General features: G+C 73.4%; 16 protein-coding genes and 1 pseudogene. 9 read left to right on the top strand and 8 right to left on the bottom strand.

Going from position 1 to position 14712, the window contains the following annotated elements; genetic code table 11:
* Window positions 1-51 precede the first annotated feature (51 nt).
* Genes Ae150APs1_RS32525 through Ae150APs1_RS01880 form a run of 5 tightly spaced genes read right to left on the bottom strand, consistent with a single transcriptional unit; the run spans window position 52 to window position 3077 of the window.
* On the bottom strand, window positions 52-735 hold the full coding sequence (locus Ae150APs1_RS32525) for a methyltransferase domain-containing protein (RefSeq protein WP_075295354.1): 684 nt from the start codon (window positions 733-735) through the stop codon (window positions 52-54).
* Window positions 732-1430, bottom strand: a complete 699-nt coding sequence (locus Ae150APs1_RS01890) for a DUF2064 domain-containing protein (RefSeq protein WP_075295352.1) — start codon at window positions 1428-1430, stop codon at window positions 732-734. The genes Ae150APs1_RS32525 and Ae150APs1_RS01890 overlap by 4 nt, the downstream gene beginning before the upstream one ends.
* Window positions 1427-1888 (bottom strand): hypothetical protein, encoded by a 462-nt coding sequence (locus Ae150APs1_RS01885; RefSeq protein ID WP_075295350.1) that lies wholly within the window; start codon window positions 1886-1888, stop codon window positions 1427-1429. The genes Ae150APs1_RS01890 and Ae150APs1_RS01885 overlap by 4 nt, the downstream gene beginning before the upstream one ends.
* Window positions 1888-2091 carry a molybdopterin-dependent oxidoreductase gene (locus tag Ae150APs1_RS33190; protein ID WP_249266172.1) on the bottom strand — a complete coding sequence of 68 codons (204 nt, stop codon included), beginning with the start codon at window positions 2089-2091 and terminating at the stop codon, window positions 1888-1890. Before Ae150APs1_RS33190 ends, Ae150APs1_RS01885 begins: the two co-directional genes overlap by 1 nt.
* Window positions 2055-3077 (bottom strand): hypothetical protein, encoded by a 1023-nt coding sequence (locus Ae150APs1_RS01880; protein WP_249266171.1) that lies wholly within the window; start codon window positions 3075-3077, stop codon window positions 2055-2057. Before Ae150APs1_RS01880 ends, Ae150APs1_RS33190 begins: the two co-directional genes overlap by 37 nt.
* 165 nt (window positions 3078-3242) lie before the next feature.
* On the opposite strand from Ae150APs1_RS01880, the pseudogene Ae150APs1_RS01875 reads away from it, so the two are divergent.
* The 8 genes and pseudogenes from Ae150APs1_RS01875 (at window position 3243) to Ae150APs1_RS01835 (ending at window position 11719) form a co-directional block, all read left to right on the top strand.
* A pseudogene (locus Ae150APs1_RS01875) lies at window positions 3243-3942 on the top strand (response regulator transcription factor).
* Window positions 3939-4970: a HAMP domain-containing sensor histidine kinase gene (locus Ae150APs1_RS01870; protein WP_075295348.1), complete on the top strand. Its 1032-nt coding sequence runs from the start codon at window positions 3939-3941 to the stop codon at window positions 4968-4970. Before Ae150APs1_RS01875 ends, Ae150APs1_RS01870 begins: the two are co-directional and overlap by 4 nt.
* A 403-nt stretch (window positions 4971-5373) precedes the next feature.
* Entirely contained in the window at window positions 5374-5529 is a 156-nt protein-coding gene (locus tag Ae150APs1_RS31840) for a hypothetical protein (RefSeq protein WP_170918028.1), read from the top strand.
* 50 nt (window positions 5530-5579) lie between these two features.
* Window positions 5580-6701 carry an NDMA-dependent alcohol dehydrogenase gene (locus Ae150APs1_RS01865; RefSeq protein ID WP_075295346.1) on the top strand — a complete coding sequence of 374 codons (1122 nt, stop codon included), beginning with the start codon at window positions 5580-5582 and terminating at the stop codon, window positions 6699-6701.
* 74 nt (window positions 6702-6775) lie between these two features.
* Window positions 6776-8257, top strand: a complete 1482-nt coding sequence (locus Ae150APs1_RS01860) for an aldehyde dehydrogenase family protein (RefSeq protein WP_075295344.1) — start codon at window positions 6776-6778, stop codon at window positions 8255-8257.
* Complete coding sequence (locus Ae150APs1_RS01855; RefSeq protein ID WP_075295341.1) at window positions 8254-9126, top strand: SDR family oxidoreductase; 873 nt, start codon at window positions 8254-8256, stop codon at window positions 9124-9126. Before Ae150APs1_RS01860 ends, Ae150APs1_RS01855 begins: the two co-directional genes overlap by 4 nt.
* A complete protein-coding gene (locus Ae150APs1_RS01850) occupies window positions 9123-10715 on the top strand; it encodes an AMP-binding protein (RefSeq protein WP_083679875.1) in 1593 nt (530 codons plus the stop codon). The genes Ae150APs1_RS01855 and Ae150APs1_RS01850 overlap by 4 nt, the downstream gene beginning before the upstream one ends.
* Window positions 10712-11719 (top strand): helix-turn-helix domain-containing protein, encoded by a 1008-nt coding sequence (locus Ae150APs1_RS01835; protein WP_075295338.1) that lies wholly within the window; start codon window positions 10712-10714, stop codon window positions 11717-11719. The genes Ae150APs1_RS01850 and Ae150APs1_RS01835 overlap by 4 nt, the downstream gene beginning before the upstream one ends.
* On the opposite strand, the gene Ae150APs1_RS01830 is transcribed toward Ae150APs1_RS01835, so the two are convergent.
* From Ae150APs1_RS01830 to Ae150APs1_RS01820, 3 genes are all read right to left on the bottom strand, one after another.
* Window positions 11661-12038: a hypothetical protein gene (locus tag Ae150APs1_RS01830; protein ID WP_075295335.1), complete on the bottom strand. Its 378-nt coding sequence runs from the start codon at window positions 12036-12038 to the stop codon at window positions 11661-11663. The genes Ae150APs1_RS01835 and Ae150APs1_RS01830 overlap by 59 nt on opposite strands.
* An 83-nt stretch (window positions 12039-12121) precedes the next feature.
* Window positions 12122-12727 carry a dihydrofolate reductase family protein gene (locus Ae150APs1_RS01825; protein ID WP_075295333.1) on the bottom strand — a complete coding sequence of 202 codons (606 nt, stop codon included), beginning with the start codon at window positions 12725-12727 and terminating at the stop codon, window positions 12122-12124.
* Window positions 12728-12809: 82 nt separating this feature from the next.
* Window positions 12810-13463, bottom strand: coding sequence for a (2Fe-2S) ferredoxin domain-containing protein (locus tag Ae150APs1_RS01820; RefSeq protein ID WP_075295331.1), 654 nt, complete (start codon window positions 13461-13463; stop codon window positions 12810-12812).
* 185 nt (window positions 13464-13648) lie between these two features.
* On the opposite strand from Ae150APs1_RS01820, the gene Ae150APs1_RS01815 reads away from it, so the two are divergent.
* Complete coding sequence (locus tag Ae150APs1_RS01815) at window positions 13649-14683, top strand: Gfo/Idh/MocA family oxidoreductase (RefSeq protein WP_212567144.1); 1035 nt, start codon at window positions 13649-13651, stop codon at window positions 14681-14683.
* The last annotated feature ends 29 nt before the right edge of the window (window positions 14684-14712 follow it).

Genomic DNA, 14712 nt, shown 5'->3' with positions numbered 1-14712 from the left:
CGGGCGCCCAGTACCTCGGCGAGCCGCAGCAGGCGCAGATCGCACGCCGGTTCAGCTCCGCGGCGACGGGTTCGCCGTTGTCGACCCGATGGACGGCGACCCCCAGCTCGCGTGACGCACAGCGGTGTCAATCTGAGCCCCTGACCGGGGCACCGCCCTCGAGGGGCCGGGCGAGTTCGACGAACGCCCGCCCGCCCGGCGAGACGCGGGACCGCCGGACCTCCCGCAGCCCGGCCGCCGCCAGCAGACCGCGGGGTCGGGGTCGACCTCGACGAGCACGCTGCCCGACGGGTGGACGAGCGCGGCCGAGCGGGTCAGCAGCCGGGTGGGATCGCCCCCGATGCCGATGTTGCCGTCGGCCAGCAGGACATGGCGCCAGGTCCCCTCGGAGGGGAGCCCGCCGAACAGGTCGGCGCACACCATCGCCACGCCCCGGCGGCGGCAGAGGTCCCGGGCCACGGGGGAGCTGTCCACCCCGAGTGCGGGCACCCCGCGGGTGTGCAGGGCGGCGGTCAGCCGGCCGGGACCACAGCCGAGGTCGATCACCGGTCCCCGGCACCGACGCAGCAGCCACTCGTCGTCGCCGTCCGCGCGGGCGAGCCAGCGGGCGTGGTCCAGGGACAGCGCCCGGCCGTCGTCCCGGACCAGGCGCGGCACCTCCCCGCGCAGCACCGGGTCGAAGCCGGCGCGGACCGGGGGGACACCGTCGACGACGCCCCCCTCCGCTCCGCTCACGGGGACGTCACCGGACCGGCCGTGAGGGCGCCGACCGCGGCGGCGAACCGGGATCCCGGGACCTGCTCGGCGACCGCCAGCGCGTCCGCCATGGTGTCCACATCGGTCAGCTCGGGCAGCGCCGCGACCCGCAGCCCGCCGGCCCGCAGCGCGGCGATCGTGCGCTCCGCGGTGTCGGACCGGGAGGTCGGGACGTCCGCCAGCAGCGTCGCCGCGGTGGGGTCGCGGAGCGCGACGGCCCACCAGCCGCCGTCGGCTGCGGGTCCGAGGGCCGCGTCCGCCCGGTCGAGCCGGATCAGCGCCTCGTCGAGCAACGCCGGCGTCAGCTGCGGGGTGTCCGTCCCCACCTGCACGGTCGGCAGGCCGGGCCACCGGGCGGCGACGTCGGCGTGGGCGTTCGCGATGCGCGGTCCGAGCCCGTCGCCGCACTGGCCGATCCGCATCGTCCGGCCCAGCCGGCGGCGGAGGGCGTCCGCCCGGACGGCTCGGTCGAGGTCCCCGGCGAGTGCCACCACCGTGGCCGACCGCGGCACGCGCGTCGTGGCGTCGAGCGTGTCCAGCAACGCGGCGGCCGCGATCCCGGCGGTCTGTCCGGGTGTCGCGGGCGGGCAGAGGCGGGTCTTGACCAGTCCGGGTTCGGGTGCCTTCGCCAGCACCAGCACCGCCGCGCGCGACGTCGCCGCCGGTGCGCTCACGACCGGCTCCGCCGCGCCAGCAGCACGCGGACGACGTAGACGAGGGCCGAGGTCGCCACGAGCACGGCCACCAGGGCGCCCCAGGCCGCGGCGTAGGGCTGCTGGTCGAGCCCCGTGGCGGCGAGGTGGGTCGGCTCGGCGCTGCGGACGATCCCGGGCAGGAAGAGCAGCAACGTCAGCCCGGCCCCCAGCAGGGGGACGCGCACGTGGTTGACCAGCGGCACCGCGTGCCGGGGGAAGCGGGGGAGCAGCGCGGTCAGCGACCGGTCGCCCGCCGCGTAGAGCGGGTACAGCAGCAGGTCGTGCACGACCGCCGCACCGACGAACCAGATCACGATCCGTAGCGCGGACGGATCGCCGAGCAGGAACGACGCCGCGTACGCAGCGAGGGCGAGGCAGGCCAGCATCAGGGCCAGGTGCCCCGGACCGGCTCCGTAGCGGGCTCGGAACCCACGCATCAGGCCTCCCGGAAGTCGATCGAACGCACCCATTTGGTGCAGTGCACGCCCGGGGTCGAGGGCACGATCACCCGGGCCGGGAACCCGTGGTCGAGGCTCAGGTCGTGCCCGTTGACCCGGAGCGCGAGCAGCGCGTCCTCGTGCAGCGTCTGGGCCGCGGTGAGGGTCACCCGCCCGAACGGCCCGGCGTCCAGGGAGTCCACGAACGACGACCGGGGCACGCGATGGGCAGCCTGGCGGTGTGCAGCGGCAGGCCGTCGACCCCGGCGAGCAGTTCGTCGCGCGTGTAGCGGAGCGCGGCCGGGCCGCCGGTCAGCTCGATCCGCCACCGCGCCCCCGTCATCTCCGGACCGATCGCCGCGGCGGCCGCGGTGCGGTTGACCGGGTAGTCGTTGCCGGGGATCCCCTCGGGCACCCGCCCCCGTGGCAGCAGGACGGCGAGGTCCCGCAGCGGACCACCGATCGTCTGGCCCGCGGTCAGCAGCCCGACCAGCAGCGAGCCGCCCCCGACCAGCGCCAGCGCGCCCCGTCGGCTCATGGTCGGGTCGGCGGGATCGGTCGGGACCAGGCCGGGCTCCCCGTCGTGCCCGTCGGGTTCCTCGGGGCGGGTGTCCGCGAGCGGCGTCCGCAGCTCGGTCCGCAGCGAGCGGGAACGGAGCGACCGCACCATCGTCGGGAGCTTCAGCACGAGGTGTGCCACGAGCGCGCCGATGAACACCCACGCACCCAGGTAGTGCGCGGTGTAGAAGCTGAAGCCGAACACGTAGTCGTACTGGATGTTCAGGACGCCGGTGACGGTCTCGAACAGGATGCTGCCGACCAGCAGCAGCACCGAACCCCGCTCCAGGAGGTGGGCGACGCTGCGCACCGGCGGCCGCTCGAACAGCCGTGGGATGACCGACCACAACTTGGCCACCACGACGGGGATCAGCACCAGACCCAGACCGACGTGCAGCCCCTGGGTGAGCCGGAACAGCCACGCAGGGTCGGTAGGGAACTCGGTGATCGGCAGCCGGAGCAGACCGACGTCACCCGGGATGCCCTGGCCAGGCCCGTAGGCGACGTGGTCGAGCAGCCCGGTGACCACCACGACGGGCAGCCCGACGAGCAGGACCAGGCCGAGGACCGAGGTCAGCCAGGGGCCACGGAGCGGGCTCCGGAAGCGGGGCCGATGGGGGGAGAGTGTCACGACGTCCTCCAGTGCGGGTCGCCGCCGGACGTTAGGCAGGCATCGCGTTCCCGGAGGTGCGCCGGACGATCTCGTAAGAAAGCCCTAAGACTTCGTGCCGCGCGGACTTCTTACCGAACGGTGACGGTGACGCCCGGCCCGGCCGCGACGACCTAGGCTGGCACCATGCCGTCGGCGTCCCGGGTGCTCGTGGTCGAGGACGACGACACCGTGCGCGAGGTGATCCGCCGCTACCTCGGCGACGCCGGGTACGGCGTGCTCGAGGTCGCCGACGGCCGGGCCGGGCTGTGGTGGGCCGTCGAGCACGCACCGGACGCGGTCGTGCTCGATCTCATGTTGCCCGGGATGGACGGCCTGCAGGTCTGCCGGGAGCTGCGGGCGCGCCGCCCGCAGCTGCCGATCGTCGTCCTCACGGCGCTCGGTGAGGAGGAGGATCGGGTTCGTGGCCTCCAGCTGGGGGGCGGACGACTACGTCGTGAAGCCGTTCAGCCCGCGCGAGCTGGTCCTGCGCATCGGGTCGGTCCTGCGCCGGTCGGCGCCGGAGGCGGCGACCGTGGGCCCGGTCGTGGACGGCGGCCTCGTCGTCGGCCGGTCCGGGCAGCGGGCCCACCTCGACGGTGTCCCGCTCGCGCTGACCGGCCGCGAGTTCGACCTGCTGGCGTTCCTGGTGGCCCATCCCGGGCGTGCCTTCACCCGGACCGAGCTGCTCGCCGAGGTGTGGGGCTGGGAGTACGGCGACCAGTCCACCGTGACCGTCCACGTCCGACGTCTGCGGGAGAAGCTCGAGATCGACCCGAACCGGCCGCGGCGGATCGCGACGATCTGGGGGACCGGCTACCGCTACGACCCTGCCGACCGGCCATGACGCCCGACGAGCTGCTGGAGGCGGCCTCGGCCGCGCTCCTGTTCTCCCTGCCGGTGCTGGTCGTCGGGGGGATCGTGCTGCGGATGCTGCGGCGGCGCTCGCTCACCGCGGCGATCATCGTGCTCGTGCTGGTCCCGCTGCTCGCCACGCTCAGCGGGGTGGTCGGGGTGAGCGGGTTCATGTTCACCCCTCAGCTCGGCGACGTGCTCCTCGCCTGCCTGGTCGTGACCGTGATCGTGGTGCCGGCGGGCACGCTGTTCGGGCGCACCCTGGCGCGGGAGGCCCTCTGGCAGCACGAGGCCCGGGACGCCGAACGCCGCTCCGAACGGTCCCGCCGCGAGCTGGTCGCCGGCATGAGCCACGACCTGCGTTCGCCGCTCGCCGGGATCGGGGCGCTGGCCGACTCGGTGCTCGACGGGATCGTGCACCGGCCGGACGAGGTGCAGGACTACGTACGGCGGATCCAGAGCGAGACGCGGCGGATGACGGACATGGTCGAGGACCTGTTCCAGCTCTCCCGCGCCACGTCGGGAACCCTGCAGCTGAGGCTGCGGCAGATCCCGCTCGCCGAGATCGCCTCCGACGCCGTGGCCGCCGAGGCGGTCGTCGCCCGTGCCACCGGGGTCGACGTCCAGGCGATCGCACCCGAGGACTGGCCGCTGGTGCACGCCAGCGACGCCGATCTCGCCCGGGTGGTGCGCAACGTGGTGGCCAACGCCGTCCGGCACACCCCGGCCGGAGGCTCCGTCGTGCTCACCGCCGGTGGCCGCGAGGGTGGTCTCGCGTGGCTGCGGGTCGACGACGAGTGCGGCGGGATCCCGCCGCAGGACCTGGGCCGGATCTTCGACGTCGGCTACCGCGGTACCGGTGCCCGGACACCCGGTGCGCACGGCGGTGCGGGGCTGGGCCTGGCTATCGCGCGCGGCCTGATGGGCGCACAGAACGGTGGGATCAGCGTCGTCAACAACGGGCCGGGATGCCGCGCCGAGCTGACCCTGCCGACCGCACCTTCTCCCAGGAACGCCTGACAGGCCGGGCCCGCGCGCGCCCATGGAACACCCGGCCACGGCAGGAAGAAGTCTCCCTGGGGAAGCGAGGACACTCAGACTGTCTGTCATAACGTGCATTATCGGTTCGACATCAGGGGAGTTCCGAGTGCCCCGGGGCGTGCTCTCGTTCCCGCCGGTGTCGCCGGCCGCCGGCCCTTCGCACGGATGTGATCCCGACATCGAGGACTCAGCGATCGCCGGGTTGCCGTGTCCGTTCGTCGTCGGCGCGATGCACTGAGGGCCGCAGCCCATGGCATCCGTTCAGTCGCCGTCACAGGCATCCGTGAGGTCCGACGGCCGACCGGACTCGGCCACGGCTTGCCCTGAGGGCGGATCCCCCGCTCGCCTCGGCGTCGGCCGCGTCGGGGCGATCGTCGCTCCGGTGCTGGCGGGCGCGGCGCTGGCCGTCGTCTCCCCTGCCGCCATGTACCTCGCGAGCGCGGTCCCGCTGCTGCTGGCGTTCGTCGCCGCGCTCGTCCTGGCCCGGCGCACGACCACCCCGCCCGTCGCGGCGCCGGCGCCCGCGCCCCACCACTGACCGGCACGTCTCGTCCGACCCACCGTTCACGTTCTGCAGAGAGGCACACCGTGAGGACACGCGCAGCGATCATGCGTTCGGCACCGGGCCAGTTCGAGGTCGTCGACATCGACCTCGACGAACCGCGGCGCGACGAGCTCCGCATCAAGCTCGTCGCGGCGGGGCTCTGCCACTCCGACGACCACGTCCAGACCGGCGATCTCGTCGTCGAGCACTTCCCGATGGTCTGCGGGCACGAGGGGGCCGGGATCGTGGAGGCGATCGGCCCCGACACGAAGGGCTTCGAGATCGGCGACCACGTCGTGTTCTCGTTCATCCCCTCGTGCGGGCGGTGCCGCTGGTGCTCGGAGGGCATGTCCAACCTCTGCAACGCCGGCAAGTACATGATCAAGGGTTGCCGGCCCGACGACGACGTCGAGAGCTACCGGTTCAGCCTCGACGGCGAGCCGACCGGCCAGATGGGTGGGCTCGGCACGTTCGCCGAGCGGACCGTGATCTCCACGATGTCGGCGGTCAAGGTGGACAAGGATCTGGACCTGACCACGATCTGCCTGCTCGGCTGCGGGGTCGGCACGGGCTGGGGCTCGGCGGTCTACGCGGGCGAGGTCCGGCCGGGCGACGTCACGATCGTCATGGGCATCGGCGGCATCGGGATCAACGCCGTCCAGGGCGCCGCGCACGCCGGGGCCCGAGCGGTCATCGCGGTGGACCCGGTGGCGTTCAAGCGCGAGAAGGCCCAGCAGATGGGGGCCCCCCACGTCTACGAGTCGATCGACGACGCCGCGGAGTACGCCCGCTCGATCACCGACGGCCAGGGCGCCGACGAGGCGATCATCACCGTCGGGGTGACCACCGGCGAGCACATCGCGCAGGGCTTCGCCGCCGTCCGCAAGGGCGGCACGGTCGTGGCCACCGGGATCGGCGACATGGCCGAGAAGGGCATCCCGGTCAGCCCGTGGGAGCTGTCGATGATGCAGAAGCGCATCCAGGGCACGCTGTTCGGCGCCAGCAACCCCGCCTCGGACATCCTGCGGCAGGTCGCGATGTACCGGGCCGGGCAGCTCAAGCTCGACGAGCTGATCACCCGTACCTACCGGCTCGACGACATCCGCCAGGGCTACGCCGACATGCACGCCGGGCTCAACATCCGCGGAATGATCGTCTTCGACTGATCCCGGTTCCGGGGCGCGGTGCGACCCGCCCGCGCCCCGGTCCGTCCACCGCCCCACGACGACCGGGAGCCCCCATGACCACGACCCCGATCCGCCCGCTGGACCGGCTCTACATCGACGGCCGCTTCACCGACGCCACCGGCGACGGCACCGTCGCGGTCCTCAACCCGGCGACCGAGGAGGTGCTCGCCGAGGTCGCCCAGGGCAGCGTCGCCGACACCGTCGCCGCGATCACCGCAGCGCGGCGCGCCTTCGACGACGGCCCGTGGCCCCGGATGCGCCCCGCCGAGCGGGCCTCCGTCCTCGCCCGGATGGCCGACGCCCTGCAGTCCCGCTACGACGCACTGGTCGACCTCAACGTCGCCGAGGCGGGCAGCACCCGGGCGATGGCGCACTTCCTGCAGGTCGCGACGCCGATCGAGCACCTGCGCGACATGGCCGACCGGGCACTGCCCGGGTACTCGTTCGCCGAGCCGATGGCGCACTACGCCAAACCGGGCTTCGGGCTGGGCTCCGGGGTCATCCGCCACGAGCCCGCCGGGGTCGCCGCGCTGATCATCCCGTTCAACTACCCGCTGTTCCTCAACGTCATGAAGGTCGCGCCCGCGCTGGCCGCCGGGTGCACCGCGGTGCTCAAGCCCTCGCCCTACACCCCGCTCGAGGCGCTGGTGCTGGGTGAGATCGCCGAGGAGGCCGGACTGCCGCCCGGCGTGCTCAACGTCGTCACCGGGGACACCGCGGCCGCCGAGGAACTGACCCGCAACCCGATGGTCGACGTCGTGAGCTTCACCGGCTCGGACGCGATCGGCCGGCTGGTCTACACCCAGGCCGCGGACTCGCTGAAGACGGTCGTGCTGGAGCTGGGCGGCAAGTCCGCCAACGTGATCCTGCCCGACTGCGACATCCAGGGCGCCGCGGCGTCGGTGGTGCAGGGGCTCGCCACCCACGCCGGGCAGGGCTGCTCCCTGCTCACCCGGACCCTGGTGCACCGCGCGGTGCACGACGAGCTGGTCGCCGCGGTGACGGCGATGCTGGAGTCCGTGGTCGTCGGGAATCCGGCGGACGAGGCCACGACGATGGGCCCGCTGATCCGCGAGAGCCAGCGCGCGAGCGTCGAGGCGGCGATGGCGACCGCGCGCCACGCGGGCGCCGAGTTCGCGTTCGGTGGTGGGCGGCCCGCGCACCTGGACAAGGGGTTCTTCCTGGAGCCCACGCTGATCACCGGGGTCACCAACGACATGGAGATCTCACGCACCGAGCTGTTCGGCCCGGTCGGCGTGGTGATCGCGTTCGACGACGAGGAGGAGGGGATCCGGTTGGCCAACGACTCCGAGTACGGGCTCGGCGGAGGTGTCTGGTCCGGTGACCCGAACCGGGCGCTCGCGGTCGCCGAGCGGATCCGGGCGGGTTACATCAACATCAACGGCGGCGGGCCGTGGCTGTCACCGCACGGCCCGTTCGGCGGCTACAAGAACAGCGGTGTCGGCCGCGAATGGGGCGAGTTCGGCATCGGTGAGTACCTCGTCGACAAGTCGATCACCTGGTCGGCGCGGTGAGCGCCCCGGTCGCGGTGGTGACCGGTGCCGCCCGCGGCATCGGCGCCGCCGAGGCACGCGATCTCGCCGGTCGCGGGTACGCACTCGTGGTCAACGACGTCGACGCCGCCGGGCTCGCCGCCGCAGACCTCGGTACCGGTCCGGTCGTCCGGGTCCCCGGTGACGTCGGTGCGAGCGGCACGGCGGCCGAGCTGGTCGGGGCGGCGCTGGAACGCTTCGGCCGGGTCGACGCCGTGGTCTCCAACGCCGGTGTCTTGCGGGACCGGATGACGTTCTCGATGTCGGACGACGAGTGGGACGAGATCGTCCGGATCAACCTGCGCGGCACCTTCCTGCTGGTCCGGGAGGCGGGAGCGGCCTGGCGGGCCCGGTTCAAGCAGACGGGAGAGCCCACCGGCGGACGGCCGGTCACGACCAGCTCGCGGGCGGCGCTGCTGGCCAACCCCGGGCAGGCGAACTACGCGGCGGCCAAGGCCGGCGTCGCGACACTGACCCAGATCGCGGCGCGGGAGCTGCGCCGCTACGGCGTGACCTGCAACGCGGTCGCCCCACGGGCCGCGACCCGGCTGATGACCGGGGCGTTCGGGGAGATCGATCCCGAGCAGGAGACGCGGTGGGCGCCCGAGCACGTGGCGGCGTTCGTCGGGTTCCTCTGCAGCCCGGCGGCACACGACGTCACGGGGCAGGTGTTCGTGGTCCACGGCGGCGAGGTCGCGCTCGCCCGGCCCTGGCAGGTCGGCGACCCGGTCACCGTCCACGGCGCCACCGACACCGCGCTGCGCGACCTGCTCGACGGCGCGTTCGGTGACGACCCGCCGGGGATCCCGGACTTCCGGATCGGGGAGGACTATCCGGGAGGGGCCCGGTGACCGTGGCCGTGCCGGCCGGGACACCCGGTTCGGTCGCCGAGGTCCTGGACCGGGCGGCGGCGACCGCACCGGACGCGCCCGCCCTCGTCGTCGGCGAGGAGGTGACGACGTTCTCCCGGTTGCGGGCAGGGGCACGCGCGCTCGCCGGTGGGCTGCGCTCGCTCGGTGTGGGGCCGGGTGACCATGTCGCGGTCTGGATGCCCAACGGCGAACCCTATGTGCGGGCCTTCTACGCGGCGGCCTACGCGGGCGCCGTCCTGGTCCCGATGAACACCTGGCACACCCCGCGCGAACTGGGCTACTGCCTGGCGCAGTCCGACGCCCGGGTCCTGCTGGCCGAGCCGGACGTACCGGGCACCGATGCAGGCGCGGTGCTCGCCGAGCTGCTCCCCCGGCTGGGCACGGCCGAGGGACCGGTCACGGGGTTCCTCTCGCCGCAGTTCCCGCAGCTGCGGGCCGTGGTCGTCGACGATCGCCGGTTGTCGGGCGCGGTGGGGTCGGTGACCGGGCCGTGTCCCGATCCACCGGACCCGCGACGGGCCGGCGATCCCGCCTACATCCTCTACACCTCCGGCACCACCGGCGCGGCGAAGGGCGTCGTGCTCCCGGCGGACGGGGTGCTGGCCGATGCCACACTGTTCGGCGAACGGCTCGGGATCACCTCGGGCGACCGGTACTACTGCCCGGTTCCCCTGTTCCATGCCGGTGGGGCGATCTTCGTCCTGCTGGCCGCCCACGTCCGCGGCGCCGCGGTGGTCACGCACACCCGGTTCGACCCGGTCCGCGCGCTCGCGGCGATCAGGCGGCACGGCTGCCGGATCACCGGCGGGTTCGAGGTCACGCACCTGAGGCTGCTCGATGCTCTCGACGCCGATCCCGGACCGGTTCCGCTGGAGGCGGCATGGTGGGTCGGGCCCGCGTCGTCGTGCGAGCGTGTGGAGAAGGCCCTGGGTGCGCGGTTGATGAACCTGTACGGCATGACCGAGGCGTCGGGGAACGTGACCGCCACTCCCCTGGACCGGCCCCTGGCCGAACGGGCCACGACCATGGGCGTCGTCCTCGCCGAGCGGGTCGTCGAGGTGGTCGACCCGAGCTCCGGGGAACCGGTCCCCGCCGGCGAGGCCGGCGAGATCCGGGTGTCGGGCTGGGGCCTGATGTCGGGCTACTACCGGATGCCCGACCGCGCGGCCGAGAAGTTGGACGAGCGCGGCCGGTTGCGCACCGGCGACCTGGGCACCCTCGACGACGACGGGGTGCTCCGCTTCGCCGGGCGTGCCGACGACGCACTGAAGGTCGGTGGGGAGAACGTCGCCCCGCAGGAGGTCGAGGAGGTCCTGACCGGGCACCCGGCCGTCGAGGAGATCGTCGTCGCGGGTGTGCCCGACCCGGTGTACGGGCACGCGGTGGTGGCCGCCGCCCGGTTGCGGCCCGGTGCCCACGCGGACGGAGAGGCCTTGCGCGCCTGGGCCCGGGAGCGTCTGGCCTCGTACAAGGTTCCCCGCCGGATCGCCGTGGTCGACGACTTCCCTCGCACGTCCACCGGAAAGATCCGCCGCCGCGAGGTGGCCGCACGTCTGGAGCAGCGATGACCGTCCGTACCGTGACCGGCGACCTCGACGCCGACCAGCTCGGCCGCACACTGGTGCACGAGCACGTCTTCACCGGCCTGCCGGGCCTGGAGCTCGACGGCAGGCTGCAGCTCGATGCCGACTCCGCCGTCGAACGCGCGGCGAGCTGGCTGACCGCAGCGGCCGGTCACGGTGTCGGCACCGTCGTCGATGCGACACCGATGAACTGGTACCGTCGGCCCGACCTGATGCGCCGGATCAGCGAGCGCAGCGGCGTCGCCGTCGTCGCCAGCACCGGGCTCTACACCGAGCGGATGGGCTGGCCGTTCCATCTGAAGCTGCTGCGGGCCACCGAGCTGGCCGACGTGTTCACCCGCGAGATCGAGCACGGTATGGCCGGTACCGACGTGCGGGCCGGGATGATCAAGATCGCGACCGGGCAGGAGAGCGTCGGCAAGTACGAGCGTCGCGCGATCGAGGCGGCCGTGCTCGCCCAGCAGCGCACCGGTGCCGGGATCCTCACCCACAACGAGGGCCCGACCGGGGCGCTGCAGCAGCTCGAGGCGTTCACCGATGCCGGGGCGGACCTGTCGCGGGTCCTGATCGGATACTGCGACAACAGCACCGCCGCGGAGTACCACCGCGAGATCGCCGAGCGCGGCGCGCACGTCGGTTTCGACCGGGTCGGTCACTACACGATCACCCCGGACGGTCCCCGCCACGAGGCGATTCTCGCGCTGCTGGGTACCCACCCGGACCGGGTCCTGCTCAGCCACGACGCCGTCGCGGCCTCGCTGGGCGAGTTCTTCAGCACCGAGGAGGACCCGCGCTGGGAGGAGTTCGGGTTCACCTTGCTGCGCCAGCGCGTCGCGGTCGCGCGCGAGCTGCTCGAGACCACGGACCTGCCGGTCGAGCAGATCGCCGGCCGTTGCGGGTTCGGGTCCGGAGCAGGCCTGCGACGACACTTCACCGACGCGGTCGGGGTCTCCCCCCGCTCCTACCGGTCCACCTTCCGAGGACCGTGATCGTCCCCGCCGCGATCGCGGCACCGACCAGGACGACCGACGACGGACCGAGCACGGATGCGGCCGAGACCGGGACCCCGAACACGACGAGGGTGAGGACCGCCGCGCGCAGCGCGGCCCGGACCGGGTCGGGGCCACCGGCGCCGCCGTCGCCGAGCAGCGGCACGAGGACCAGCGTCGCGACGAACATCAGCGCCGCGAGCGCGAGGACGACGGTTACCGCCGACGGCGCGAGCGTGACCGCGGCCAGGAGCACTCCCGCCAGGATCGTCCCGGACGCGGCGGCGACGGGACGGGCTCGGCACTCGGGGTTCGACATGTCTCCACGGTGGTCGGCCGCGACGGCGCCCCACAGTGGCCGGAGCGACAACCATCGCACAGATCCGGCCACGACCGCGGCGGTCACGCAGGGGCGCCGAGCGGCGGGTGATCGAGGACGCGTGGCGCGTACTCGACCAGCTGGATGCCGCCGTCGAAGGTCCGGTGCTCGATCATCGTCAGGGCGAGGTCCGGATAGCCGTCGTAGATCCGTTCTTCGCCCGTCGCCCCGGTGATCACCGGGAACATCACGACCCGGAAGCGGTCGACGAGCCCGGCACGGAGCAGGGACCGGCACAGGCTGAGGCTGCCGATCGTGCTGAGGAGCCCCGAGCCGTTCTCCTTCATGGCGCGGACCGTCTCGACGGCGTCGTCGCGGACGAGTGTGGAGTTCGCCCAGGCCGGTGGCGCCTCGAGCGAGGCGGAGAACACCACCTTGGCTGCCTGCGTGAGCTCGTCGACCGACGCCTGTTCCTCGGCTCTGAACTCGTCCTGGCCGCCCGGGACCTCGCCGCCGGCGAAACCCGACATCAGGCGGTAGGTGTTCGCTCCCGTCAGGTAGGTGACCTCGGGCTGCTCGCCGAGCCAGGCGAGATACTCCGGACTCTCGAGGCCCCAGAACCCGGGCCACCCCTCCCCTGATGCGTAGCCGTCGAGCGAGGTGATGAAGTCGACGAGAAGCTCTGACATGGCGGGGTCCCTTCCTCGGTGTCACGAGGGTGGACCGGCCCGGGGCCACGGACTCATCGTGTCCGGGGCGCCCGGCCGTCGTTCACGGGGCGCAGCGCCCGCTGACGAGCTCGTCGGCGTCGAGCGGGCTCACCGCCCGGTGCCACGTCGCGCCGTCGACGACCAGGGGGCCGAGGTTGCACGGGCCGAGACAGCCACAGGGCGTGACCTGTGTGGTGGTGCCCTTCGCCGCCGCGGACAGTGCGCGGTGGGTCTCCCCCGCGCCGTGGACGAGGCAGCGTGGGACGCGGCAGACGAACAGGTGCCGGTGCGGGACGTCGAGCTCGGAGAACGCCGGGCTCACGAAGGCGTTCGCCGATGCGGTCACCGGCTCGCCCTCGGCGCCGGCCAGCCGGGCGACGGTGGAGGCGACGAGGTCGGTGAGTCCGGGCGCGATGCGCACCTCGGGTCCGGACGTCGCGGTGGCGCGGAGGTGGTGCGCCACGGCACGACCGATCCAGGTGACCAGGTAGCGGTCGGCGGGGACGGCGAGCGGGATCACCAGCACCGATCCGACGCCGTCGCGGGCGAGCTCGTCGAGGACGGCCAGGACCGTCGGGTCCTGCTGGTCGAGGTAGGCGATGTGGACCGCGTCCGGGACCTGCCGGGCGACCGCGCGGGCGAGCCCTTCCATCGACCGGCGATCCACTCCGGCCGGCGTGGGCCGGGCGACCAGCACCAGCGCACGTCCGGTCACCGGCGGGCCCTGCCGTGCCGGGTTCGCCGGAGGCGAGCCGTGGATGACATCTGAACAGGCTCTCATGTATCGACCGGCTCCGCGCCGGCGGTGCGATCCGGACAGTGACGACGTGCCCGCGCGTCGGTTCCGGGTGGGGCGGAAAGGGTTTGCCGCCGTGCCCGACCCGGACCATGGTCACAGGCGTGGGGCGACGGATCGGTGTGATCGGGCTCGGGCCGCAGGGGCGGTACCTGGCTCGTTGGGCGGACCGGCTCGGCTTCGAGGTCGTGATCGGCTGCGAGACCCGCGATGTCGACGGTCCGGGGTCGACCCCCAGGACCCGGGACTGGGCCGAACTGCTCGGTGCGGGCCTGGACGGCGTCGTCCTGGCGGACGACTTCGACACCCACGCGCCGCGCGCCGTCGCGTTCCTCGATGCCGGTGTGCACGTCCTGTCCGAGACCGCGGCGTGTGTCAGTGAGGCGGAGGGGCGAGACCTCGTCGCAGCGGCAGACGCCTCACCAGCGAGCTACTCGTTCGCCGAGAACTATGTCGCGTTGCCCCACGTGCGGTCGATCGCCCAGGTCGTGGCCGCCGGCGAGGTCGGCGACGTCGAGTTGATCGAGGCCGAGTACCTGCACGGTCTGGGGTCCGCGGCGCTGAAGGACCTTCTCGGTGCGCCCGGGCACTGGCGCAACCGGATCTCGCCGACGGCCTACTGCACGCACACCCTCAGCCCGGTGCTCGCGATCACCGGTGCCCGGCCGGTGTCGGTGGCCGCGCACGGTATCGGGCCGCCGGGGCGGGAGACCGCGGTCGTGCTGGTGGTGCGGTTGTCCACCGGCGCGCTGGCCGTGGCCCGCCACGGGTTCCTGCAGGGCGAACCGGACAGCCACTGGAGCTGGGTATCGGTACGCGGGACGCGCGGACTCGTCGAGTCCCGCCGGATGCCCGGGGCCGATGCCTGGTCGATCCGGCTGCGGAGCGAACCGTGGGCGAGCCCGACCGGCGCGGTACGTGAGCAGGTGAGGGTGCCGGAGCGGGTGTCCGGCGGCGATCGGGACGAGCCCGGCTCCGCGGGCACGGTCGGGGTCCTGGAGGCGTTCAGAGCCTGTCTCGACGATGGCGCGCCGCCGTTGGTGCCGGTGCGTGCCGCGGTCGATGCCTCGCTGGTCGGTGTCGTCGCCGCCGGGTCGCTCGCCGCCGGCGGTACGCCGGTGGCGGTGCCCCGGATCTGAGACGGGACCACGGACCGGTCGCCGACGGC

The organism is Pseudonocardia sp. Ae150A_Ps1, from assembly GCF_001932315.1.
Taxonomy (GTDB): Bacteria; Actinomycetota; Actinomycetes; order Mycobacteriales; family Pseudonocardiaceae; genus Pseudonocardia.
The sequence above is the reverse complement of the archived record's forward strand: the minus strand, read 5'-3'. Positions and strand labels throughout refer to the sequence as shown.

Excerpts from the sequence above, each read along its gene's own strand:
- Ae150APs1_RS01860 (WP_075295344.1), top strand. The coding sequence starts at position 6,776 with ATGACCACGACCCCGATCCGCCCGCTGGACCGGCTCTACATCGACGGC.
- Ae150APs1_RS01825 (WP_075295333.1), bottom strand. The coding sequence starts at position 12,727 with ATGTCAGAGCTTCTCGTCGACTTCATCACCTCGCTCGACGGCTACGCA.
- Ae150APs1_RS01835 (WP_075295338.1), top strand. The coding sequence starts at position 10,712 with ATGACCGTCCGTACCGTGACCGGCGACCTCGACGCCGACCAGCTCGGC.
- Ae150APs1_RS01870 (WP_075295348.1), top strand. The coding sequence starts at position 3,939 with ATGACGCCCGACGAGCTGCTGGAGGCGGCCTCGGCCGCGCTCCTGTTC.
- Ae150APs1_RS01830 (WP_075295335.1), bottom strand. The coding sequence starts at position 12,038 with ATGTCGAACCCCGAGTGCCGAGCCCGTCCCGTCGCCGCCGCGTCCGGG.
- Ae150APs1_RS01885 (WP_075295350.1), bottom strand. The coding sequence starts at position 1,888 with ATGCGTGGGTTCCGAGCCCGCTACGGAGCCGGTCCGGGGCACCTGGCC.